The organism is Sphingobacterium sp. HJSM2_6 (assembly GCF_049316305.1).
GTDB lineage: Bacteria > Bacteroidota > Bacteroidia > Sphingobacteriales > Sphingobacteriaceae > Sphingobacterium.
In genome coordinates, this window is the sequence record NZ_JBMOXB010000006.1 from 26,207 (window position 1) to 52,094 (window position 25,888).

Genomic DNA, 25,888 nt, shown 5'->3' on the forward strand with positions numbered 1-25,888 from the left:
CCTTATAGTAAACATTAGATTACTTTAAACAAAGAAGCGGAGGTGCTCCGAACACCTACCGCTATATAGTTAAGTCTTGAAAAAATGTGAAAACAAAATTTTACAAATAACAATAACTACAAAGCAAAAGTATGGATTTTTATCAAATCATGCGTGTTATGAAAATAAGCATGGTACTATTAACCTGTTTTTTGGTTCAGGTAAGTGCTACAACCTACGCTCAACTCCTCACAATCAATAAACGGGAATGCAGTATTCCCGATATTTTGAAAGAAATCAGGAAACAAGCTAACTATGATTTTGTATATGATGCCAATATCTTCCATGAAGGAAAGAAAGTCAGTGTTGATTTGAACAATGCTAGCCTAGCGCAGGTTTTGAACCTATGCTTCGAAGGTCTTCCATATGAGTTTACGATTAACAATAAAATTGTATCTATCAAAAAAACATTAGAAAGGTCCTTAGTTAATGTTAGGACAGATAATGTAAGGCAACAACTGATGATTAATGGACATGTAATCCATTCGACAGATGGTAAAGCAATAGTGGGCGTGTCAGTCCGTATAAAGGGCACCCAGACAATTACATTGACGGACAAAAATGGTCAATTTTCTATTGCCTTACCTGCAGGAGGGGGAACTTTAGTATTTACCTATTTAGGTTTGAAAACTCAAGAAATATTTTACGGGGGTTCTAATAATCAGGTTACAGTGCGGATGCGGCAGGCCATAGAAACATTGGAGGAAGTATCGGTAAGTGTGCAAGCTCGCCGTAGAGCAAATACTGAAATGGCGGTGTTGGAAGAGCGGAGAAAAGCTTCAATCGTTCAGGATGCTATTTCTGCACAACAAATCGAGCGAACAGCAAGTATTACGACCACACAAGCACTTTCACGAGTAACAGGAGTAACTGTTACAGACGACAAGTATGTTGCCATTCGGGGCCTCGGCGATCGTTCAGTAATTGGACAATTAAATGGAGTGAGACTTGCTTCTTCAGATCCTGATAAAAGCTCCATCCCCTTGGACCTTGTTCCAGCTTCTTTATTGGATAACATAACAGTTTATAAAACTGTTACACCTGATAAACCAGCAGATGCCGCTTCAGGGATCGTAGAACTCAAGACCAAGTCAGTTCCTGATAAAATGACTTTTGAGCTTATTACACAAACAGGCTTCAACTCCAATATTGGTATTGGGGGTGAGCATAATAGTTTTTGGAATAGTAGCATGGGAAAATTTGGAACTAAAATTAACGAGAAAAATTTAAGTTCAGATTTTTTGAACCTCGCTAATCAATATCCTAAAGGTTTGGGTGATATTCACAATTTGATAGCCAATAGCGGTTATAATCCAGCTATCAAGAAAGAAGTAGGACGGATTAATGACATTATGCAAGGATTTGATCCTGCCATGACCACAAAATATAAACGTGCACCGTTAAATCAACTTTACACAGCCACATTTGGTAATTCTTACAAGCTTTTCCAAGGTAAACATAACTTGGGATTGATTTTGGGAGGAAATTATTACCGACGTACCACAGACATTTATGACGGCAATCTAACTCAATTCAGCATTTACCAAGGAGTTGTCACTGGTAACCCAAATATTTACAGTTATCGGCATATTCCAAACTATATCACACCAAATAGCCTTTACATGGGTAAATATCAAACCTATAAAGAGCGTACTGGGGTAGAAACACTCAATTACGGAATATTGACAGGGCTAGCTTATCAGTTTAATCCTAGACATGAAATCAGTGCACAATATGTAGGTAGTTGGGGTGGTGAAACTACGGCGACGAATCTGAATGGATCTTATGAATATACGGGGCTTTCAGGTGATGTTTTCAGTACAATCCATTCTTTAAAACAATCTTTCCGAGATTTACAGACATTTAACTTTCAAGGAGAGCACAAGTTTTTAAGGTCCAATTATTCGCCACAATTAAGCTATAATCTTTCCATGTCTCAGTCAGGTCAGAATGATCCTGATTTCAGGTATGCCTCGCTAATAGACTATGTCCCGATTGGTGGTGTATATTATCAAAAACCAATTATTGGTCAACCAGGAAATGCTAATACGGAGTGGACTTACACAAATCATCTTTATGCACTTAGTTCTGGTTATGTAAATGGATTTGGGGCTTTTGGAACCATTCAAGCAGAGCCTAATGGGCGCAGATGGAGAAATTTGAATGAAGATAGTTACAATCATAAAGCGGATCTTACCATTCCATTTCCGGTTTTTAGCAAAAAACAAGTGCTAAAAACAGGTGTCAACTACTTGTATAGGTCACGAGAATTTACTGAAAATATCCTTTTCCTACCTGGTTCTAACTTTAATAATGGAGGTTTGTTTACGTTGTTGAATGTGGAAGGGAATTTAGACAGGATGGTGAGTAATGAAGTTGTTGGAATTAAGGTGCCTACCACTGGTACTGGAGAGGGTGAAATTCCAACTGGTGGTTTTTTGTATAACAGCAAAAAGTCACCGAACAATTATAAAGGATTTTATGAAACTAGGGCTGCATATGTAATGCTAGATTTGCAACTTCCTGAAAATATCCGATTGACAGGAGGTGTACGTGTAGAAAAAACTAATATACAAACAAGGGTTGATACCAAAGATGTATATGTAGACCCTAAACTGACGACTATAGATGAGGAAGGGAATATTTTGGTTACTCCATTCGGAGATGCTAATTCAGTCTATAAAACAAAGTACGTGCCTTATTATTCGACGAACCTGACCTATACGTTTAAAGAAAATATGAATTTTCGTTTGGCGTATAATAGCACCTTAGCACGTCCTGAATTGAGGGAAATTACCAATGTGTTTGAATTTGATCCTTACCAAATGGGTCTTATTGTTGGTAATCGTGATTTGATCAATCAAAAGACACAGAACTTGGATTTCCGTTGGGAATGGTTTCCGGATGCAGGAGAGGTGTTTGCGATTTCTGTATTTGGAAAACAAATAAATAATCAGTTAGTCAAAGTTTTTAGTTTGAAAACAGAAGGCCTTGCAGCTATTTATCCTGAGTTTCCAATTATCCAATTTCAAAATGACAAAAATACAGGTAGGGTTTGGGGATTTGAGTTTGAAGCTGTTAAAGATTTAAGTAAAATATGGGGACAACCAGAAGTGCTATTTTTTGGTTCAAATCTTTTGATTGCACAAAGTGAGATTAAAAAATCGAAAGAAAGAATTGCCTCTAACAGATTTATTGATCGACATGCGCCACTTAATAGCCCTCTTTTTGAGCAAGCTCCTTATTCGATCAATGCTTGGCTTAATTATAAAAACAAACAAATTGGAACTGACTTAACGGTTACTTTCAATATGGTCGGAGAACGCCTTATTCAAATTAATCTTACAGGCGAACCTGATTTGTATACTCAACCAGCTCCAACACTAGATTTTGTTTTTAGTCAGAAATTATCATCGAGGTTACTCTTTAAAGGGTATGCGAAAAACATACTAAATCCTGCTATAAAAACTGTTTATGCCAATCCAAATACTGGAGGGAAATGGTATGGAAATGAGTATATAAATCGTAGTTACAAGCGTGGAAGTGAAATTATGCTTGGCTTTACCTATAACTTATTTTAATATGAAACATAGCGACAAAATATTTATTATTTCACTCATCGTGATGTTAGCTTCATGTGCTAAGGACAAACTTGTTGAAAATACGGACAACAGATTCAGAACAGAAGCATTCAAAAATTCCAATGTACGCATTGTCAATTTAGGTAGTTCAAATCAGGTGCTGGTAAATGAAGATAGCCTTACCAATTTTGTCATCAGGTATGGCGACACAGATCCTTTATCTGGTAGGTATCCTTCGACCAAATATTTTCCTAAAGATGGTCGATTAGGACTGTTGTGGAATATTCCTCAAGATCTTTTGAACAAGAATAATAAAGCAGAAGTAGAGGTTTTATATGGATCCTATCAAGGGCTTGGAATAGGTTTGAATAAAAAATTTGAGGTGCAAGATAATGGGTCTCCAGTTGATTACTATACATTATTGGCCGATAATTATAGCATAGGACTTCCAGAAGTGATAAAAGTTCCGAGAAGTATAGAATCCCCAAGTAATCCAGAGAATTGCAAAATTCGCGTAATAAATTTTTCTGAAAAACCTGGGCCAATCAACGATAAGCTGGTAAATATAGAAGATTTTTTAGGGCCTGTGAGTCTCGCTTGGTCGGATGGTACTCCAATTCACGATTTACTCAATCATATTCCAATTGGTTCGGTGTCGGATTATGTGGAAGTACCTTATGGAACTTATCAGTTAAAAGTTCTTAGTGAAAATCGCAGGCAGCTTCCATCTACTGGGAGTCCATCGATGGATTACATAACTTCATCAATAAGCACAATTAAGAATAGAACAGAAGTCATTCCTACTTATTTGACTTATAATCCTATTGCTAATTTTAAACCAGGGGGAGTTTATACAGTGGTGGTTTATGCGCAGTCTTTTAACTATCCCATTCTTAACGACCCACAGTACAATTATGAACAAATCCAAAATGGATTTCGAATAATTGTTGACGTGGAAGCTCCAGTAAATAATACTTATGCGCGTATTCAATTTGTTAATGCCAAAGCTGAAGAGGGAGAAACATTTCTAAAGGTGGGAAATAAAAAAACCGAATTCGCTCAGTTCGGTAAGTATACTGAATACTTAACAACGGTACATGGAAAGCACAAGTTTGAGGTAATGAATAATAATAACCTGCTTACTGCAATAGATTACGAGGTTCAAGCTGGCGATAATTATACGGTATGGCTTTATACAACGGCAGCAGGAAAAGATACTTTAGTGGTTTCGCATAATAACCTTTCGGCTGTTACTTATTTTGGTGGATCTGGAACTCAAGACGCCAGTTTTGAAAGACATAAAACTAACTTTTATACAGATATACGCTTTCTTAATCTTAATAGCAGCTTTCCTTATGCAACATTCACATCAGACAATGGAAAAGCATTTAATAATAATGGGCGAGCGTTCGATGAGCGGTCTACAGAGAAACTGATTCCAGGTTATATTCCTTGGGCTCATCCCAATATTAGGTTGTTGAATTTATCAGGTACCTCTGATATAAATCCTACTAAAATAATGGTTTATCATGCCACAAAGCATACAACACCTGGGAAGTGGGCTGATGAAGTACCAATAAAATCGTCGTGGGATTTGATTACTAAACCTGATTTATACGATATCAGGGGTAATACGCCAAAAATTGATGTTGGGTCTTATAGTATTTGCTTGATTGGAAAGCAGACTGAAGATATTCGTTTTAAATCAAGACTAATAATTGTTAAACATACAAAATAATGGAAATAAAATTTTATCTGATTAGTTTACTTATCCCTATAGGATTGCTCTTAAATTCCTGTACGAAAATTGAGTACCATGAAGTTGAAAATCCTTCCTATTTACGGGTATTTAACAACCTAAATTACGATGTTAATTTAGGAGATAAGAACCTCTTGGTTCCTTACTTAACCATGCTAATTGATCCTGTGTTTGACGAAGAGGGTATTCCAATACAGGCTGCGATAGTTGGTGATTTTTTAGACAAGCGCATACGTTATGCAGCTCCCTATCCCACACACAGTGCGGGGAGTACAAAACGTAATAATCCCGAATACCCTGGCAAAGAAAATGTCTTGGTGGGGCCAATATTAAATGGATTTGACCTTTCTAGCTGGGCACAAATACCCGCAGGTGCTCACCGCATCGTATTTTATTTTAGACCTGTCAACGATATTCCCTTTTTTGAACTTACTCCGGAATTAAAACAACAAGTTGCCATGGAAGGTACAATCGATTTGAAAGAAAGGGAAATTTATACGTTGCATATCGTACAGAAGGATTTCAAAACAAAAGAGAACGGACTACTATTGCGTAAAGAAAACTTCCAGAATATTCCATTTTCAGACTCATTAGTATATGTTAATTTTTACAACATGAGTTCCAAAGGATTTTTGGAGTCTGAAGCGAGGAAACCCCAAGGATTGATAACGTTAAGGGATGGGATAAAGGACGAGATGAATGTATATTTATCGCTATATCCTGAAGAAACCAAGTTGTTTAATAGCAAAACAGCAATACCTGACCATTATGCTAGGTATCTACAAACGATGTATCGAAACACAGAGCTAGCAACTGTAAGCCCCTATTTTAATTTTCCTTTGTTTGCAGATCGTTCTAAAAAAATTAGCACCAATATGTTGCAGAACGTCACCTTTTTAGCTCCTGGATTGAATTTCATGGATATAGGTGTTGGGGGTAATATGATGCCAAAAGGTTTAGCCTCCCACTTAACCTTTTTCGGATTAAACGAACTTGTCACGGTTCCTGGTAATATTAATTCTGCTCGTTTTCCGAGTATGATTATTAATACACATTCGGGTATTTATAATCCTAAATCATTTCCAGCGATAAATACAATTGAGGTTGTAAATGGAGAAGCTTACCTCACAACTATTCAACGCAAATTCGATCCACCAACTTATAAATAACAGTGAGATGCAATTAAACAGAATAAATAAATATCTAATTTTTCTAATTTCTTTAATCCTATTACAAGCCTGTCGACATGATGATTTTCTTGTATATGAAGGAAATACGGAAACAAGAAATGTAGGCGATTATATTGGAAATAATTTTGACCTCAGCTTATTTTATGCTGCTTTGGTAAAAACGGATGTATTGAAAGAGATTACAAGCAATCAGAAAGTAACAGTTTTTGCTCCTACAAACGCCGCATTCAATGCATTAGGAATTTACAGGGCTTCAGATTTTGACAAAGTCGATCAAGACAGCTTAAAACGAATGGTCTATTTTCATATTATGACTAGGGTATTGGCCAGTGATGATATCCCAGTGAAAACACTCGATACTAAATATCAAAACTTGGCAGGAAAGAATTTAATCATTTCTAAGCATGCGGGAACTAATGCCTGGGATAAGACTAGGGTTTTTGTTAATGGGTCTGAATCCAACAGATTTGATATAACATTGACCAATGGCATTTTAAATATTGTGAATGCTTGTTTCAAATATCAAGAAGGAAACATTCAAGATTTTCTATCTGGAAGAAGAGAATATTCCACATTTGTTACCGCTCTTAAAAAATTTGGATACTGGGAAAGTTTAGCTAACGGAAGTTGGACTGTGTTAGCCCCAGATAATAAAGCCTTCGAAAAAGAAGGAATTAGTTCTGATAGTATAAGCAGAATGGTTCCAGAGAAATTTTATAATCGTTTTATGGGGGTTTACATATTCGAAACGAGTATTTTTTTAACAGACCTTGAACTTTCCAAACAATCATTAAATGCTGAAATAAAAGGTGATCCTATGATGAGTCGTACGCTCAATTACAATGTGGATATTCGGTGGAACGCCATAAGTACACAAGAAGTAGATCAATATGCTAAAACCACCCCACTTTCTAAACATAATAGGGTAAACTACCTTACAGATAACGGAACCGTGCATAATATTGAAAAATTGTTGTTTCGACCAAATGAAGCAAGTTTACCAAGCATAGGAAAATAAAATCATGATCGCTTTAATACAATTGAAAAGCAAATATCAAATGAAAAAAATTATTTCAATCCTACTATTAATTATAGTATTTGTATCCTGCAAACAGGAAGAATATATGCCTGAACCCTTTGGTGAAAAAGTTGCATTTAAGGAGACAACTAAAATGAGCCTAGATGAATTTCTTACATCCTCCCAATGTACATTTTTCAAAAAAGCATTAGATCGAGGAACGGTATATACAATATTGAATAGCGAATGGAAACGATCTCCACATACTTTCTTGATCCCTTCCGATGCGGCATTTGTTGAGGCAGGTTTTACACAAAATAAATTAGAGAACATGAATCCCGCAGATTTGGATTCGATCGTATTGTACCATACATTAAGTGAAAAAATAGATACTGCAAATGTAAAATCAATCCATGGTAATATCCGTGTAAATACTAGATTGGAGAGTGCAAACATAGGCTTTGAAAATTCGTATACTTTTCAAAAGTATATTTATGTACATTATCTAGGCATTGTCCACAAAAAAGTGCTGATTAATGGAAAAACTGTTGGAGATTATAAAATAAGCCAAACCAAAGAAGGGGATGCCATTATTCTAGATCACTTTCTTAAAAAGCCTGAAAAAACACTTTGGCAAGCAATGAAAGCAGATCCTCGGCTAAGTATGTTTATTGAATTAATCGAAGCTAATGATAAATTGTACAATAAAATTTTTTATTTTAATGAAGCTCCTTGGGTAGTATATGCCATGCAATCAGGGGTTATTGGTAAGAATTTAGATTTATCAAAAGATCCAAATAATTCTAAAAATTTATATATTAACAGGCACACTTCGATTTTTGCACCTACTAACGAAGCGTTTATAAAAGCGGGATATTCAACAGTTGAAGAATTATTGAAATTAAATGATCCGTATTCGAAATTAAGGGGGAGATATTTATGATTCGGAACGGAAGCCCCATACAACTATCAAACATTTCATAAAACTGACTCTATACTTTCTTATCACCACGGGTGGGGTGAAAGGTATTTTCCATCTGATGGTTTCAGAGGATTTCCTACCGTATTTTTCTCGAATGATTTAACTAATGAATTCCTGGGTAATTACGTCTTGCAAATGGAAACAATGAGTCCGAAAAATCAACCAAGGGTTACGTGTCCCTTTCTATTTATTTCCGAAAATGGTAAGAAAAAAATGCGACTTAAAAACGCTAAAGTCAATACCGAGGATGCAACAATTATCGAGCAGGATATATTGACCCTTAATGGGCCACTCTATATTGTTGATCGCTTATTTATACCCAATCATTTTTAATTTATTCATCATGCAAAACGTAATAAAATGCCTGTTGGTTGTGGTTATCTTTCTGATTAGCAATGGTTGTGAAGATGAGGTGAGTAACAGTTATTCTTTTGATTCCAATTTAATCACAATGATTATTGCTGATAATGCTAATCTATCAAAATTAAATGCAGCCAATAAACGAACTGAATTGCACGATATGCTACTCAAAGAGGGCCCTTTTACTCAGTTAGCCCCTTCAGATGATGCCTTTAATATCGATGTGAAAACCACTGGTTTGAACCGATTGACCAAAATAATGCAATACCATGTTCTTAATGGAGTATATGATTTTGAAAAGATTCCTTTTCAGTTTAATCAAGAAATTTACTCGTATACCAAAGGAAAAATGTTTGTAACCAAATGGGTAAAAGATCTTGATACAATAATAACAATAAATGGAGCTATTGTAACCCCCATAATGAAAGATGCTAATAATGGTAAGATTCAAATAATCAATCGGCTATTAGAGCCTTATCTTTTTGACTACCTGAGTGATGCGATCAGTAATGAATATGACATCACCTTATTTAATCATGTAATCGAAAAAGTTCCTGCAATAAAAAATTTACTTCAAAAGAATGGTGCTTACACCGTATATGCGCCTAATAATGCAGCAATGGTAAAATATGGATTTAGCACATTGGAAATTATAAATCAAAAACCTGTTGCAGAGTTAGAAAAATTATTGAAATACCATACCGTACCAGACAGACGGTTTGTATATGACTATATACTGACTACTTCTACTCCTGGAAATGCTAACGTAAAAACAACAGAAACAATGTTGAATGGGGATAACCTCGGTGTAACATTAAAGTTTGATTCTGGCAAAGGTCTATACCAAAAAATAACTCTTTTAGGTATTAGAAACAATACGGAAACTAATTTGATTCGTGAAAATGTATTAGCAGGAAATGGTGTTTTACATATTATCGATCAGGTACTTTTAAATTAACCCTATAGCATTAAGTTCCTTGAGGTTATACACTCATAAATAATTTATTCAAATGAAAAATATTAAAGAAATCATAGGGATCTTATTATTCTCAACGCTGTTCATGCTTTTTTCGTGTAAGAAAGAAATTAACGGAGAAACTACTATCAAATTGTCTGTGGAAGAGTATTTTCCAAACAGTGGTAAGGCTGGTACCCTCGTCACCATCAAAGGTGCAGGATTCAGTACTCGTTTAGAGGATAACATTGTCGAGTTTTCTGGAGTTGCTGCCGAAGTATTTTCAGCACAATCCACAGAGCTTGTTGTTCTTGCCCCAAAAGCTGCAAATACAGGCCAATTGACAGTTAAAAATGGAAGTCAAACGATAGACGTAGGCACATACACTTATCAGAGTTTAAGCCTAAAAAAGATTTATCCTACAAATGGACCAGCGGGTTCAAATATCCGTATTTCAGGCGAGGGCTTTAGTAGCCTTAATCAGCCAGCAAAAGTAATTATTAATGATTCCGTTGCAAAAGTTGTTAATATTTCTGATACGCTCATTGTCGCGAAAGTACCTATAAATGCTGGGACAGGTCCTGTCAAAGTTTTTGTGGATAACATGGAGTCAAAAGGCGAGGTTTTTACATACCAAGAAATCACAGGAATTAAACCTTTAACTGGAGGGCCAGGGACTAAAATCACCATAAAAGGGGAAGGATTTGAAACAGTGAAGGAGCGTAATATTGTCTTTTTTAATGATAAACAGGCTAGTGTTTTACAAGCCTCCCCAAATCAACTCATTGTGGTCGCTCCAGAAGGGGTAATGACAAATAAAGCTTTTGTAATTATTAATGGGCAGAAAATGGTGAGTTCGGATGTTTTTAGAGTAGTTCCTTTGCCAGAAATAGCTGCGGTTTCGCCATTGAGTGGACCTGTTGGTTCCGTGATTACAATCAAAGGAACTTCTTTTAGTGAAATAAAAGAGGAGAATAAAGTGTTGATTAATGGTAAAGAAATTCCATTTGAAAAAGATCCAACTGGTACAGAATTAGTTGTGAAGTATCCCGCTGATATCGGAAGTGGGAAGGTTGAAGTCATCGTTAATGATCAAAAGGTTCTTGGTCCTGAATTTAAAAATCAAGACTTAGGAATTTCAAAGGTTAGTCCAGAGAGTGGTCTAGAAGGGACTGAAGTTACCATTCATGGTACTGGTTTTTCAAAGGATTTAATTGGTAACACTGTGTCATTTAATGGACTTCAAGCCCAAATTATTTCTGCAACCGATAATTCATTAAAAGTGATTGCGCCAACAAATCTAAGTACTGGCCCCTTAAAGGTACAAGTCGGAGCCTTGTCTGCATTTGCGCCACAAAGTTTCCGTCGTTCAGGAGTAATGACGATTAAAAGAGGAATCACGGAATTAAATTATAATTATTCTAAAATAGTTATTGATTCGAAGGGGAACCTATATGTGAGTGGTATTAATTCCATCAGAAAATTCACCCAGCAAGGGGAAGTCTCTGTTTTGGCTACTGGTTTTACGAGCATTTTTGGGATGGATATTCTAAATGATGTCATTTATGTTGCGGATAGTAAACTTGCCAAGAAAGTAACCTTGAGTGGACAAGTTAGCACCATACCTACTGCAGAACTTTCACCTTATAACCTGTCTGTAGATGAAAAGGGAAATCTTTATTATCCAAATTCTTGGCATGGTGTATTAAAAGTGGCATTGCCTTCAGGTACTGTTCAGAATATGAATTCTGGTGGAGCATCTGATAAATGTAGGATTGCCATAGCCAAAGATGGTACCATTTATCATGCGATTGATGATTATGAAGGAATTATTAATAGAACACTTCCTGGTGAACGTGGACTAAATTGGATCGGGCAATATGGAGTTTTCGGGTTAAAAGATGGACCTATTTCACAGGCAGAAATTGGATTTGGAATCTCGGCTTTAAAAATTAATAATGCAAACAATTTAATAATAATGGATGCAACTAATTATGCAATTCGTGAAGTTGATTTAAAGCAACAAACTATAAAGACGTTGATTAATGTGGAAAGAGGTTTTGTAGACGGGGACTTTTCAAGCGCCAAGTGGGGAAATATTTCTGATATAGCAATTGATAAAGATGGTGCTATTTATCTGTTAGATGTGGGACAAGGTGCTATAAGGAAAGTAATATTTAAATAGTGTGATAAAAATGACGAACGATTTTGAAGCCCAACACGTAAGAAAAAAATAATGAAAAATAAATATATGAAACAGTGGCGAAGCCTATTTTCAATTGGAGAAAGTGTAGATGCCAAAGCTGTGCCTATCTTAGATTGGGCTAAAATAATACGAGGAATACCCAACCTATTAATTTTTACGCTGCTTTTACTAGTCCCATTATTTGGTTGGGGACAAGAAACCTCAGGAGCACTTACTGGTCGTGTCACCGATGGAAAAGGCACCGGTATTGTCGGATCCACCATAACCGCACTACATATGCCATCGGGCACTAGGTATGCGCTCTCAACCGATGCAACTGGACGTTATACGATGAATAACATGCGTATCGGTGGACCATATTCCGTGACCGCTACCATGGTCGGAATGCAAACTGTAGAACGAAAAAATGTTCAAGTCCAACTGGGGGCTGCACAACAATTGGACTTTGTTCTAAATTCTAGTGTAGAATCTTTGGATGCGGTGATCGTTACAGCAATAGCTCAAGGACAACGCGCGGACACTTATGGAACAGGTAAAAATATCAATTCCAAGCAGGTTGAAACTTTACCTACAGTAAGTAGATCTATTACGGATTTAACCCGACTTACACCGCAAGGTAGTCGTGATAATAGTTTCGGAGGAAACAATTTCCGCTATAATAATGTAACGATTGATGGAGCGATCAATAACGATGCTATTGGTTTTTCTCCTTCCTTAGGTGGGCAAACAGGCACATCGGGTATGGCTGGTAGTTCGACTAGAACAAATCCTATTTCTTTAGACGCTATCCAAGATATGCAAGTCTATTTGGCTCCATTTGATGTTAAAATAGGGAATTTTACTGGAGGCTCTGTAAATGCTGTTACGCGATCGGGAACAAATAATTTTGAAGGCTCAATTTATGGCTATGGAAGAAATGCAAGTCTTACAGGTCATGATAAAGTAGGAAGTCTTGGAAAGATGAATGCTGATTTTTACGATTATCAAGCTGGTTTTCGTTTTGGATTTCCTATAATTAAAGATAAACTTTTCTTTTTTAGTAATGAGGAAATAACTCGACGTCAAGATCCCACTCAATTATTAGTTGGTAGTGATGAAACAGCACATATTTTGGCGCTGGAGGAAGCAAATAGTATAGTAAATACCGTGAAAAGTAGATATGGAAATATTTTTGATGCAGGTACGGCGGGTCTTTATACGAATAGCTCCAAATCAATCAAATTTTTTAATCGATTGGATTGGAATATTAATGATCAACATCAATTAGCAATTCGTAATAATACCATTAGAAGTTCAGCGACTCATATGGATCGAGATCAACAAGATTTTCGTTTTTCTAGTATGGCTTTTGAACAGGAGAACAACCAGAGTAGTACGGTGGTGGAGCTTAAAAGCAGATTTACCAATTCATTATCTGCGAATGCGGTCTTTGGTTTTACTGTAGTTAAGGATCGCCGTGACCCACTTTCCGATCCCACCCTTCCCCAGGTTCAAATCCAAGGGAATACCCCAGGCACCACTATTTACATAGGTACGGATCGTGAGGCTAGTATATTCGATATGAAACAACAAACGTGGGAACTCACAGCCAATCTTAATTGGAATATTGACCGACATAAATTGCTCTTTGGAACACATAATGAATTGTACGGCATTCGATATGGATTTGTAAACGGGTGGAATGGCCGTATAGATTATAACAGTATTTCCGATTTCCTTAAAAACACTCCTTTTCGTGTGAGGGGTAGCTATAATTATTTAAACAATACACGTGATTATATATTGGATAATCCTGCTGCTGACTTTCATGTAAATATGTATAGCTTATATGTGCAAGACGAAATTCGTGTCAGTGACAGATTCCGAATTAGTCCAGGTCTGCGAGCGGATATAGCTCAGCTTCCGACTCTACCAAAATTGAGTGATAAAGTGAAAGCGATCTGGGCTGATCCAAATTTTGGCACAACCTACCAATATACTCCAATTAACCGTATAAAGAATGACTTTATGAATCGTGTTCATTTTTCTCCACGATTAGGATTTCGTTGGCAGGCTACGGACGATAATAGCCTGATTATCCGAGGTGGTGCGGGATTCTTTACAGGTCGTATTCCATTTGCTTGGTTAGCTTATGCTTATTACAATACTGGGGATAGTTATGGAGCATTTGACCAAAATGTTGAACAGAAACCTTTTGCAAAAGATGCAGATGCGATTAAGCCAAGTCCAAATGGGATAGGCGATTTTATCACAGCAAATGGAGCAGTTATTAATAATCCGAATAGTGGACGGACACAAGTGGATTTAATCGACAATGGATTTACAATGCCACAAGTATTCCGAACTAGCCTGGGTCTAGATTATAGTTTATTCAATGACTGGAAATTCACTTTGGAAGGAATGTATACACAAAATATTAACGACGTTTTGTTTCAACAAGTTGGCAGAAAGGATAATCCTGTTTGGTATGGTTACGATATCAACAAGAAGCAACCTGTATACGAAGGAACCGTTGATTCGAGATTTTCAAACTTATACTTACTTTCGAACACGAAGCAAGGTTATCGATATAGTATCACCGGAACAATTAGTAAAATCTACAAAGATCTTAATGTCACAGCAAGTTACACTTTTGGTGAATCTAAGGATTTAAGTAATGGAGTTCGAAATTCTATGGAAAGTAATTGGCAATTAAATCAGTCACTGGTGCCGAATAACCCAAAACTAGCTTATAGCAACTTTGACATTCGTCATAGGATTATAGCCAATATAGGCTATAACTTTAAATGGAATACTGTGGGTAAGACAACGGTAAATCTATTCTTCTCGGCGCAGTCTGGTTCTCCATTTTCGTATGGGATAATCAACAACAGCATTCAGGGACTTCCTCAGCAGGTGTCTTTAGTTTATATTCCCACACAACAGGAGGCTATCAAATATTTCAAAGATATTGCTGGAGGACAAAGTGCAGAGCAGCAGGCTCAATCATTCAATCTTTTTATAGATCAAAATCAATATTTGTCTTCAAGACGGGGCAACTTTACAGAGCGTAATACGGGTCGTACTCCTTGGAATGTGCAGGCTGATCTTCGACTATCGCATGATCTGCAAGTTTCTAAAAGAGCTCAATTTTTGACAATCTCGCTCGATATCATGAACCTTACAAATCTACTCTATAAGGAATGGGGAATTCAATACTTCTCACCAAATACGTTCAACTCAACGAGCTCCGTAGGATTAACACCGACACTTTTTCCATCTCAACAGAATTCCGGAAACTGGCCTGTATTTACATTCAATAATCCAGGAAGACCCTATAGTATAGATTACTTTAATTCAAGAACACAAATGCAATTAGGTCTTCGATATTCTTTTTAATGTAAAAAACGAAGGTGATTAGAAAATTTATATTTGGTAGTCAGGCTTCAATAGCTAAACATTGTTTTTATACCATACTAAACTAAATCAGATTATTAACAAACACCGGGCTAGAAAATCCACTGGTCCGGTTATTTTTTTAAAAATATTTAATTCCTATAATCGAATTTTAATTCCAATAATGGAAATCAATACAGGTCTATCCTGGATATAAAAACGCTATCGTTATTTCAGGACAAGGTACCTTCTGGAATTGCAACTTAAAAGTGTAGATTATTTATGCTACTAATTTTTGTTTTGCTGTGTAATATATTTCCATTTCATGTTTTGTACCCCATTGCCGAATGTATCCTTTTTGCAAGGTAAAATCCTTCCATGTATCTGAACATTTCTAATTTAGCACCCTCTCTGTTTTCAAACTTTCTGTGATGCACAAATTCTGCCTTTAGCGTTTTAAAGAGACTTTCAGCTACTGCATTGTCCCAACAATTACCTTTTCGGCTCATACTCTGTATTATTTCATTTTTCTTGAGTAAAATTTTAAACTCATCACATGCGTACTGAATTCCCCTGTCGGAATGAAATATCAAAACCATTTTTAACACCTCTGTTTCTTTTAGTCATCTTTAAGGCTTTTACAGAGGTATTTGTTGTAGTCATGTCATTGCTAAATGACCAGCCAATGACTTTGAGATCGGCTAGGTCAAAACCTGTAGTAAGATATATCCAGCCCGAATCGGACTTGATATCAGTAATATCAGCAACCCATTTTTGAGATAATGTATCCGCTGAAAAATCTCTTCCAAGGAGATTTTCAGCTACCGGATAGCTAGGGCTTGAATCAGTAGTCACCTTATCTTTCTTACGGATCCGATTCCTTAAATTCATCTTCTTCATCAAGCGTGCTACATACGACCTGGATACTTGCTTATTTTTTTGTTTAGCTCCTGAGTAATCCGGGGACTCCCACAGATCTGGTGGCTATTTTCATATTCCTGTTCGATCAGTATCGACAATTCCGCTGTTCTTTTTTCTCTACTACTTTTTGGCTTATGTAACCACTTATAAAAACCACTACTACTAACTTTTACTATCCTGTACACCCTTTCAAGCGGAAAGATAACTATATGATCACGTATGAACATATATCTTTTCAGTCTCCCTTGGAAAAGATGGCTAACGCCTTTTTTAAAATTGCATTCTCCAATTCTGCATCCCGTAGCCTCTTTCTCAATTCCCGGATTTCTTGTTCTTCGGGACTCAGCTTATCATTTTTAGGAAATAATGTACCAGCATTATACCTGGAATCCATACGCCACTTGATCAATCTGCTAGCATCTATTTCCAACTCTTTTTCAGCCTCAGTTACTGAACTCTTAACATAAGACAGTTCCACAGCCATTCTCTTAAACGAATAGTCAATACTCTTTTCATCTGTTAACAAATTTAAACCTATTTATTAAATCTGTCTCCACTCATAGGTAGCAACTCCAGAATGTGGCAGAAATTCAGCTGAGTTACAGCAAACGGAATCCTAGCTTGAAGATGCCTGTGGTGACTTCTTCCAATGAAGCCTACAATGTGATCATGGACAGTTCGGAAATAGAGAGTTTAGAGCTCTTTGAGCAGTTCAGGGTACTACTGATGAATACGGGCAACCGCGTGATGGGCGTTTATGAGGCTTCTAGTGGCGGCATATCGGGAACCGTAGTGGATATAAGGTTGTTGATGCTTACGGTGCTGAAGGCGACCGCTACGGGTATCATCATTTTTCAAAACCATCCGTCGGGAAACCTCAAGCCAAGCACCGAGGACAAAAACTGACCCAAATGATCCATGATACTGCAAATTATTTGGACATGAGGTTGCATGATCACTAGATCGTTTGCCGGGAAGGGGATCTGTTCTTTCGGGATTAAGGATTTCTATAGCCCTTTTTTTGGTTTTTCGGATTTTATTCCAAATCTGAAGTCCCGTCGTTCAATTCCATACATTTTTCAAGGAAGAACGCTGTCCTGGCTTCCTAATGGTAGGTTTCCTCCCGGTCCTGATCCGTGCATCCCATCAATCGTTCCTCCGTAGTGTCATTGGGAAATTGCTAGAAGCTTTTTGTCAATCTGACACATCGATGTTATATTTCACATCTTTTGTATGCTTTGGAATTACCAATGCATATTTATATACACCTATAGCTGTATATCCACCATTTTTTATTTTGATGTTTAAAGTGATGGATTGATCTATACAGGATCTTTCCAGATTTTGAGAAATCAATGTAGGTTGAATTTTATTTACAACTTTTTTACCGATTAAAAGTGTAAATTTTTGATAATCTATTCCCGAAAGTTCATCCAAGAGGTTCTTACATTCAATACTGGATCCTGATGGATCTAAATAAACGTTTTTATGGAGGTCTTCGATTGAATTTATTATCACATGCTTGTCCTCATCCTTATTGTTTACAATATTGATATTGCAATTAAAGTCGATATCGATAGAGGAGAATTGAACTTTTTCGGATGTGCAATTATTATGTTCAGATTTAGAACAAGAATTTGTCAATATCAAAGCGAAAATAATTGGCACCAAATGATACATAGAATTAATTTTCATTGATATGAGTAAATATTAAAATTTTTTGAAATTTTGAAGTATAAGTTGTTCTTTGCTAGAATGTATTATATTAATAAATATATAAAACTAATTATCAACAATTTACTTTCCTAATATAATTTATATCTTTTTATTTTAATTCTTATTTTTTCTTATTCAATTGGATCTGCAGTGGTTAAAGCCAACCCATTTTCGCAATAAGAGTTTCCATATCCAGGCTCATCCTATTGTCTAATAGTTTAGCATAGTGTTGGGTTGTTCGGATATCCAGGTGTCCAAGCATCTTCGATACCGTTTCTATCGGAACTCCATTTGAAAGTGTAATCGTAGTTGCAAATGTATATTTTGCAATATGGAAGGTCAGTTTTTTGGTGATTTCGCACAGGGAAGCAATTTCTTTTAGATAGCTGTTCATTTTCTGATTGCTAAGAACAGGTCGTACCATATATTGCGCTAGGGAGGGTGGATAATCACAAAAACTTTCAATAATTTCAAGTGCTTTTCGCATGACCTGAATATTTGATGATGTTTTTGTATTTTACCTCATTGTGAAAATCCACAATTTACCATTTAATCCTCAATGCATTTTCAGAGAGTTTCTAAATGCTAAGATAAAAACTTTCAGAAGTCAATTTAGAGGTGTTGGAGATATTAAATTTTCTTGTTTAGATTGACTAAATTATTTGCTTAGTCCACAGGATTTCATTCTGATCCAATAATTCCACATGATCTAAAACTTTTCCAAAAACAAAAAAGCTTCCAAATATTAAATTTGAAAGCTTTTGTATGTTTTGATCTTCGATCTGGTAGCCCGTAGGGGAATCGAACCCCTGTTTCAAGAATGAAAATCTTGCGTCCTAACCCCTAGACGAACGGGCCGTTTTGTTATTCGGTGTGCAAATATAGAATTTACTTTAAATATTTCAAAATATTTTCAAAAAATTTATTCTTTGATTTTTTATACTAATATTCGTGTACCAATTTAATGAACAAGATGAATCAATTAAAGAAAAAGACGAGCATCTATATTATCCTGTTATTATTAATACAGGGTGTTTATGCTCAGGAAGTTAAGGTGAAATGGAATTTTGCGGAAGACTATAATGCCAAGGATAAATTAGGATTAAGCATCACCTTAGTAAATTTAGGCAAGCAAAGTATAGACTTAAGTAAATCAGGATTATGGTTTAATTCTTTGTATCCGATCAGTGATCTACAGCAAAGCAATTATCAATTTCACAATCGAAACGGAAACTTATACCAAGTAACCTTTAACCAAAAATCGATATTACAAGCTAAGGACTCCATTCAGTTAAGGTATCAATCGCCCTATCCGATAACCCACATTTCGCTTATTCCCAATGGATTTTATTTTCAATCCATCAACGATCCAGCTCAAACTATCGACCTTGGACATCCCGAGATAACAGCGTTGCAGCTCTCCACTGAAACGCAGCATCAATTTCTTGCAGAATTATACGATCAAAATTCTTCCTTTAAGAAAGCGGAAGTGCAGCGAATATTGCCATCCGTTTCGCAAGTAACCTATCAACAAGGAAACTTATCCTTAACAGGGAAAATTAATGCCTATATAGATCCAATTTTTAAATCCGAGGTTCCCTATATTCAAGAATTTACGGCCTCCTTTAAAGGGATGCAATGGATTCAGACAGCCAAAGAAAAAGCGCTGATACGGGTTTTACATACTAGCGATTTACCAAAAGAAGGCTATAAACTAACCATTTCGAAGGAAGGGTTATTAATAGCAGCCTCGAGTTCAGCAGGTGTTTTTTATGCCATACAAACCCTACGTTCTTTATTAACTGCCGAACAGCTGAACGGAAAACAAGGCATAACATTGCCTTACCTTAATATTCAAGATCAGCCTCGTTTCGAATACCGAGGATTTATGATGGATATTTCTAGGAATTTTAAAGATGTCCAAACCATCAAAAAGTACCTCGATTTGATGGCTACCTTAAAGTTGAATAAATTTCATTTACACTTAATTGATGATGAAGGATGGCGATTAGAAATCCCTTCATTACCTGAATTAACTGAAATCGGTGCAGTTAGATCGGCCAGTTTCGAAGATGGGAAGAGTATACAACCGGCCTATGGATCAGGACCTAAAGCTAGCCAAGGAGCATATTTGTCCAAAGAGCAATTTAAGGATATTTTGGTATATGCAGCACAAAGGCATATTACGGTAATTCCGGAAGTAGAAAGTCCTGGACATGGGCGGGCGTCGATCAAAGCGATGGAAACCCGGTACAATCGCTTCATGAAACAAGGTAAGCAGAAGGAAGCGGAAGAATTTCTATTATACGAAGCCGCGGATCAGTCCGTATACAGTTCCGCACAATATTGGGATGATAATGTTATGAACCCCGCACTTCCCGCTGTATATCGCTTTATTGATGTGGTTTTAGAAGAAATAAAACAGATGTATCAAGAAGCAGGATTGACATTAACACGCATCTCCTTAGGCGGAGATGAGGTGCCTTCAGGATCATGGGAAAAGTCTCCTGCCATTAAGGAATTAATGAAGAAAGAAGGTTTTCAAACCGTATATGAAGTTTGGCCATACTACATTCAGCAGATTTATGACATCTGTCAGCGTAAGGGTTTAGAAATGGCTGGTTGGGAAGAATTTGGAATGGTCAATAAAGGAGCAGGCATGGTAGTGAACGAAGAGCTGTCCCATTTGCCTATACAATTAGATGTATGGAATAATGTGATAGGCGGGGGGCAAGAAGATTTGGCCTATAGACTTGCCAATGCAGGGTACAAAACGGTTTTTACCAGTTGCGCTAATTTTTACCTAGATATGGTTTGGGATCAGGATTTTAGAGAACCAGGCTTAAAATGGGCCTCAATTACAGACTTAAACCAATCTTATTCCTTTCTACCCACTGCATTTTTCGCCAATATGAAATATACCAAGGCAGGCCGTAAATTGGACACGAATTACCTCAACAAAAAAGTCAGATTAACAGAAAAAGGCAAAGCCAATTTAGAGGGCATTAAAGCCGCTATCTGGGCAGAAAGTGTTTTAACGGCTGATCGTATGGATTACATGGTATTACCTAGGTTATACGCGCTTGCAGAGCGTGCTTGGGCAAAAGAAAAAGACTGGGAGAATGAGGATAAGTTTGATTATCAACTTTACCAAAACAGTTATGCAGCTTTAGCCAATAAAATAGGAATAGAGGAATTGCCCAAACTAAATTTAATAGGAAATGGATTTTCCTATCGATTACCATCGATAGGACTTAAATTAACAGGAGCCAAATTATTAGCGAATGCTGAAATAGAAGGTTTCGAAATTAGGTATACCCTAGATCAATCAGAACCCAGCAGGAATAGTCAATTATTCCCGAAAGATGGTTTACAACTAGATAAGGTAAGCGCAAAACAAATTAAAGTATCGGCATGGGATAGGGAAGGAAGGACCGGAAGAACCAGTACCTATACGTTGAAATAAGTGCCGGTTAGGATATTAAGTAACACTTAAAAAAAAGGAGCCGTTCATTTTTTGACGGCTCCTTTTTTAAGTTCATGCAAGCTAAAACTGACTGAACTTAGCTTGTTCCATATCGGTAAACGAAGCAACTTTTTGATAGTTTATGCTATCTGTACTCGCTTTAAATGTGGTGGGTAAAATCAGACCATTCCCAATATCTTTATATCCATTAACCAAATAACTTCTATTGCCAATATCTAAACGCTTGATTAAACCTGTTTCTTCATTAATATAAATACTTCCTTTCTCACCGTTGAAATTTTGGAAAGCTATTTTTTGCAATTTTTCAGCATTCCAAAGTTTACTTTCTGTATCATTATCTAATTGAGAACTGATCATACTCACCGGTAAGGACAATACTTTTAAATCGACTTGATATTGAGTAATTAAATCAGATAATAGATTTTTGAATTCCTGATTAACAATCTCTTTACCGTTTTCATCAAAAACATGATGTAACTTTTGTTGCTGCACATTAAAAAGAGCAACGACATGCGTGTTGTTAAGAACTCCTTCAAAACGAACATTCCCACTTTTTTTGTCCAACAGAAATTTTCGAGCACCAGAAATGGAGGCATGTTGATTGTTCCCTGTTACAGAAAACATGATATAATTAGTTTCTTCCCAGGTATTCTTTCCGCCTGCAGCATCCCACAATTTATCGATAATTTGTTTGGGTTGCGCCGCAAGCTCTATGCTTTGAAACAAAATGATTCCCAGCAACAAGTAACTATAGTAAACTATATTTTTAATTTTATTCATTAGTTCTTTTTGATTTAGAGTAGGAGGTAGGATTTTCCTCACCTCAATTGCAGATTATCTGCCTTTAAAACTCTTCTTTGGGTATGAATTATAGGCAGCACATTGTGAAGATGCACATGACGAGCATAAGATTGTTCCTAAAAGAACAATAGCCATAACTTTAAACATGTAACGTTTCATACCTTCAATTAATCAAAAACAATACCATTAATGGTTTTTTTGAATTAAGGCCATTTGAATCGCTGTAATAGCGGCTTCTTCGCCTTTATTCCCATGTTTGCCTCCCGCACGATCTAATGCCTGATCTAAGTTGTCTGTAGTTAATACGCCAAATATGACCGGTTTATTGTGTTGTATGCCCACATTTGCTAATCCTGTGGCTACCGCTTGGCAGATAAAATCAAAATGACGGGTTTCCCCCTGAATCACGCAGCCTAGGGTAATGACTGCATCTATGCTTTTATCACGAAGCACTAAATCACTACCTGCTATTAATTCATAACTCCCAGGGACTTCGATTAACTGAATATGTTCTTCCTTAGCGCCATGGTCTAACAAGCCTTTATACGCACCATTTAATAAAGCTCCAGTGATTTGAGCATTCCATTGAGATACTACAATCGCAAATTTAAGCTGACTAGCATTTCCTACTTGAATGTGGGAAAAATCGGATAAGTTCTTTAAACTACTTGACATACGATAATAAATAAATAAAAAGGGCTACCAGATGGTAGCCCGCAAAGATAAATATTTTTTTTAGGATTACTGTTTTGCCTGAACGCGGGCAATAAATCCATCAATGGTTGTAGACTCGTTACTTTCAGGAAACTCATCACGAATTCTTTGGTAAGTGGTTTCCGCATTTTTATAGTCTTGCAATTCCTCATACACAAGGCCTAATTTTTTCAAAAATAATGGGGTTGTATACACATTACTTGATTTATCAGCAGCTTGTTTATAGAAATTTGCTGCTTTATCGTAAATCTTCTCTTCAGAATAAGCATCTCCTAATAAACCGATAACCAATGGATCTAATATTGCAGAACCAGTTTCTGAATATTGCTCCAAGTACTTAATAGCTTCTTTAAAATTCTTTTGTTTTAAGTATAAACCGCCTAAATAAGCATTAGCTACATTAGCCGATTTCGTGTTGGAATATTCTTCCGCAATTTCTTTAAATCCAGGGAATGAACCGTCGCCATCAATCGCTTTCTTTTGCAAAGAATCTATAATTGCATAGTTTTCTGCTTGATACATTTGGCTAACAGCCTTCTCAGCTCTAGGAGCTAAATACAATTTTTGATATCCTAAGTACAACAGGATTAATACAATAATTCCTACTACGATAAAGATGATACTTTTTTCGTTTTCTTGTAAAAAAGACTTCTTCGCACCTGATAGGTTTCCTGAAGAAATGTTCTGATTATTTTGTGACATTCTTAGTTTTAATAGATTACGGAACGCAAAAATACACTTTTAAAGAATACTTGCAATACTATAGAAAAAATAATTGACTGCTTTACGAATTTATAGGACTCCATTTTTCCTTATCTAATTGTTCATAGATGGAATTTTGACTAATAAATTCAGGTACAATTATTTTCATTTGACGTACGATATGCAGGTTATTGTTACTTTCTAAATAACTGGATAAGGTTAAGATCTCGCTTTTAACCTGTTCAAAATCATTTTCCCTTACTTTAGCAATCATTATTTTGTCATGATGTGTAGGCATGGTATTCTCCAAATCATTCAACAATTCTTCATATAATTTTTCGCCTGGTCGTAGACCGGTGAATTTGATATCGATATCTGTGTAGGGAATATAACCGGATAATCGGATCATCTTTTTAGCCAAATCAACGATTTTTACCGATTTTCCCATATCAAAAACAAATATCTCTCCTCCATTACCCATATTACCAGCTTCAATTACTAATTGACAGGCTTCTGGAATCGTCATAAAATAACGTGTAATATCTGGATGAGTAACGGTAACAGGGCCACCCTTTTCTATTTGATCTCTAAACCGGGGGATTACCGATCCATTGGAACCTAATACATTGCCAAAACGGGTCGTTATGAAACGTGTATTAGAGATGTTGTTTTTAGTTTCTAGAAAATGATTGAGGGTTTGTACATATTTCTCGGCAATTCGTTTAGTCGCTCCCATGATATTTGTAGGATTAACTGCTTTATCGGTGGAGACGAAGACAAATTTTTGAACCTCAAATTCCACGGAAAGATTTGCTAACAAATAAGTGCCCAGTACATTCGTTTTTATACCTTCACTAGGATGATTCTCCATCATTGGAACATGTTTGTAGGCCGCAGCATGATAGACATAATGCGGTTTAAACGTTTCAAATAATTGACGCATCCGTTCTTCACTACGAACATCCGCTATAAAAGTATGGTAAATCTGATTTTTGAATAGATCTTGAAGGTCTAACAGTAAATTGTGTAAAGGAGATTCCGCTTGGTCACATAGAATGATCATTTGCGGTTCATATTTACTTAATTGTTTCGAGATTTCACTACCGATTGATCCAGCAGCTCCAGTTACTAACACACGTTTCCCTTTGAGTTGATCTAACAACTTCTCATTCGATATTTGAATCGGGGCACGTTCTAGCAAATCCTCTATTTTTATTTGTTTTATTTGCGCTGGAGATAAATCGCCATTCATGATTTTACTTACCGGAGGTAAGGTTAATACATTGACGTTTTGCTCCAAAGCAATATCGATAATGGCATTTTTAACATCCACATCGATATTCGAAGAGGCAATGATTAATTCGTCAACACCAAATTTATTAATCACTCTGCCGATATCTTTTGAACCAAATATTTTTAATCCATCAATGGATTTTCCTATTTTTTCTTCATTATCATCGATGTATGCTACGATGGTTTTTTCCGATCTGAAATCGTGCTCAAATGTGCGCTTTACCGCAATTCCTAAATCCCCAGCACCATAAACTATAGCATTTTTACGGCCATTTCTGGTCGATTTGGTATACTGAAAAAAGATCTTGATACATGTCCTATACGTCGTTAATCCGGTAAATGCTAATAATGCATAAATAATAATCAGATTAACGGAGATAGTGAATGGTATCTGGAAGGCAATAAACGCTAATTTGGCAATTAGCATCGTAATCGATGTGAAGACTATCGTAGATAGAATACGGATTGAATCTACCGCACTCGTATAGCGAATAATGCCGCTATATAATTTGAAAACTAAAAACGATAAGGAGGTTAAGGAGATGCAAAATAAAAACTCCATCGAGAAATTAACTTTAGAAAAAGAGTCAATTTCAAAATTATTATACAGCGTATAAGCAAATATAAAGGCACAGGAAGATATAGCGATATCAAACATGAAAATAATCCATCTAGGAACTATTTTGATGTGATTCAAAGGTTTTATTATTTTCATCGAACGCGGTTAATTTGCATAATATTGATATGTTCCAATTCGAATTATTGTCAAATATAATCCTTTGTCACTGT

The 25,888-nt window shown here is 36.2% G+C and carries 19 protein-coding genes and 1 tRNA gene; 10 read left to right on the top strand and 10 right to left on the bottom strand.

Annotated elements, in window-relative coordinates; genetic code table 11:
• The first annotated feature begins 131 nt into the window (after positions 1-131).
• The 8 genes from ACFRAE_RS07010 (at position 132) to ACFRAE_RS07045 (ending at position 15,468) form a co-directional block, all read left to right on the top strand.
• A complete protein-coding gene (locus ACFRAE_RS07010; RefSeq protein ID WP_422796421.1) occupies positions 132-3,620 on the top strand; it encodes a carboxypeptidase-like regulatory domain-containing protein in 3,489 nt (1,162 codons plus the stop codon).
• A 1-nt stretch (position 3,621) separates the two neighbouring features.
• Entirely contained in the window at positions 3,622-5,358 is a 1,737-nt protein-coding gene (locus ACFRAE_RS07015; protein ID WP_422796422.1) for a hypothetical protein, read from the top strand.
• The gene (locus tag ACFRAE_RS07020; protein WP_422796423.1) at positions 5,358-6,548 is read left to right on the top strand and encodes a hypothetical protein; all 1,191 of its coding nucleotides are present in this window, start codon (positions 5,358-5,360) and stop codon (positions 6,546-6,548) included. The genes ACFRAE_RS07015 and ACFRAE_RS07020 overlap by 1 nt, the downstream gene beginning before the upstream one ends.
• 7 nt (positions 6,549-6,555) lie before the next feature.
• Positions 6,556-7,587, top strand: coding sequence for a fasciclin domain-containing protein (locus ACFRAE_RS07025; protein ID WP_422796424.1), 1,032 nt, complete (start codon positions 6,556-6,558; stop codon positions 7,585-7,587).
• Positions 7,588-7,627: 40 nt separating this feature from the next.
• Positions 7,628-8,530, top strand: coding sequence for a fasciclin domain-containing protein (locus tag ACFRAE_RS07030; RefSeq protein ID WP_422796425.1), 903 nt, complete (start codon positions 7,628-7,630; stop codon positions 8,528-8,530).
• A gap of 382 nt (positions 8,531-8,912) precedes the next feature.
• A complete protein-coding gene (locus ACFRAE_RS07035; RefSeq protein WP_422796426.1) occupies positions 8,913-9,887 on the top strand; it encodes a fasciclin domain-containing protein in 975 nt (324 codons plus the stop codon).
• Between the two features lie 52 nt (positions 9,888-9,939).
• A complete protein-coding gene (locus ACFRAE_RS07040; RefSeq protein ID WP_422796427.1) occupies positions 9,940-12,069 on the top strand; it encodes an IPT/TIG domain-containing protein in 2,130 nt (709 codons plus the stop codon).
• A gap of 51 nt (positions 12,070-12,120) precedes the next feature.
• Positions 12,121-15,468: a TonB-dependent receptor gene (locus tag ACFRAE_RS07045; RefSeq protein ID WP_422796428.1), complete on the top strand. Its 3,348-nt coding sequence runs from the start codon at positions 12,121-12,123 to the stop codon at positions 15,466-15,468.
• A gap of 320 nt (positions 15,469-15,788) precedes the next feature.
• On the opposite strand, the gene ACFRAE_RS07050 is transcribed toward ACFRAE_RS07045, so the two are convergent.
• The 3 genes from ACFRAE_RS07050 to ACFRAE_RS07060 form a co-directional block, all read right to left on the bottom strand.
• On the bottom strand, positions 15,789-16,064 hold the full coding sequence (locus tag ACFRAE_RS07050) for an integrase core domain-containing protein (RefSeq protein WP_422796429.1): 276 nt from the start codon (positions 16,062-16,064) through the stop codon (positions 15,789-15,791).
• A complete protein-coding gene (locus ACFRAE_RS07055; protein ID WP_422796430.1) occupies positions 16,018-16,368 on the bottom strand; it encodes a hypothetical protein in 351 nt (116 codons plus the stop codon). The genes ACFRAE_RS07050 and ACFRAE_RS07055 overlap by 47 nt, the downstream gene beginning before the upstream one ends.
• 253 nt (positions 16,369-16,621) lie before the next feature.
• The gene (locus ACFRAE_RS07060) at positions 16,622-16,912 is read right to left on the bottom strand and encodes a transposase (protein WP_422796431.1); all 291 of its coding nucleotides are present in this window, start codon (positions 16,910-16,912) and stop codon (positions 16,622-16,624) included.
• Between the two features lie 53 nt (positions 16,913-16,965).
• Here ACFRAE_RS07060 and ACFRAE_RS07065 point away from each other — a divergent pair, with 53 nt between their 5' ends.
• Positions 16,966-17,292, top strand: coding sequence for a JAB domain-containing protein (locus ACFRAE_RS07065; protein WP_422796432.1), 327 nt, complete (start codon positions 16,966-16,968; stop codon positions 17,290-17,292).
• 288 nt (positions 17,293-17,580) lie between these two features.
• Here the strand turns inward: ACFRAE_RS07065 and ACFRAE_RS07070 are convergent, their stop codons facing one another.
• The 3 genes from ACFRAE_RS07070 to ACFRAE_RS07080 all read right to left on the bottom strand — a co-directional run bounded on the left by ACFRAE_RS07070 (position 17,581) and on the right by ACFRAE_RS07080 (position 18,960).
• Positions 17,581-18,081, bottom strand: a complete 501-nt coding sequence (locus tag ACFRAE_RS07070; protein ID WP_422796433.1) for a hypothetical protein — start codon at positions 18,079-18,081, stop codon at positions 17,581-17,583.
• 175 nt (positions 18,082-18,256) lie between these two features.
• On the bottom strand, positions 18,257-18,589 hold the full coding sequence (locus tag ACFRAE_RS07075) for a tyrosine-type recombinase/integrase (protein ID WP_422796434.1): 333 nt from the start codon (positions 18,587-18,589) through the stop codon (positions 18,257-18,259).
• A 296-nt stretch (positions 18,590-18,885) separates the two neighbouring features.
• Positions 18,886-18,960 (bottom strand) — tRNA-Glu (locus tag ACFRAE_RS07080).
• Positions 18,961-19,075: 115 nt separating this feature from the next.
• Between ACFRAE_RS07080 and ACFRAE_RS07085 the strand changes: the two genes are divergently transcribed.
• Positions 19,076-21,568 carry a family 20 glycosylhydrolase gene (locus ACFRAE_RS07085; RefSeq protein ID WP_422796435.1) on the top strand — a complete coding sequence of 831 codons (2,493 nt, stop codon included), beginning with the start codon at positions 19,076-19,078 and terminating at the stop codon, positions 21,566-21,568.
• A gap of 81 nt (positions 21,569-21,649) precedes the next feature.
• Here ACFRAE_RS07085 and ACFRAE_RS07090 read toward each other — a convergent pair whose 3' ends face one another.
• From ACFRAE_RS07090 to ACFRAE_RS07105, 4 genes are all read right to left on the bottom strand, one after another.
• A complete protein-coding gene (locus ACFRAE_RS07090) occupies positions 21,650-22,369 on the bottom strand; it encodes a hypothetical protein (RefSeq protein ID WP_422796436.1) in 720 nt (239 codons plus the stop codon).
• Between the two features lie 207 nt (positions 22,370-22,576).
• Positions 22,577-23,065 carry a 6,7-dimethyl-8-ribityllumazine synthase gene (gene ribH, locus ACFRAE_RS07095; RefSeq protein ID WP_422796437.1) on the bottom strand — a complete coding sequence of 163 codons (489 nt, stop codon included), beginning with the start codon at positions 23,063-23,065 and terminating at the stop codon, positions 22,577-22,579.
• A 66-nt stretch (positions 23,066-23,131) separates the two neighbouring features.
• Positions 23,132-23,806 (bottom strand): tetratricopeptide repeat protein, encoded by a 675-nt coding sequence (locus ACFRAE_RS07100; RefSeq protein ID WP_422796438.1) that lies wholly within the window; start codon positions 23,804-23,806, stop codon positions 23,132-23,134.
• Positions 23,807-23,888: 82 nt separating this feature from the next.
• Entirely contained in the window at positions 23,889-25,814 is a 1,926-nt protein-coding gene (locus ACFRAE_RS07105) for a polysaccharide biosynthesis protein (RefSeq protein WP_422796439.1), read from the bottom strand.
• Positions 25,815-25,888: the final 74 nt, after the last annotated feature.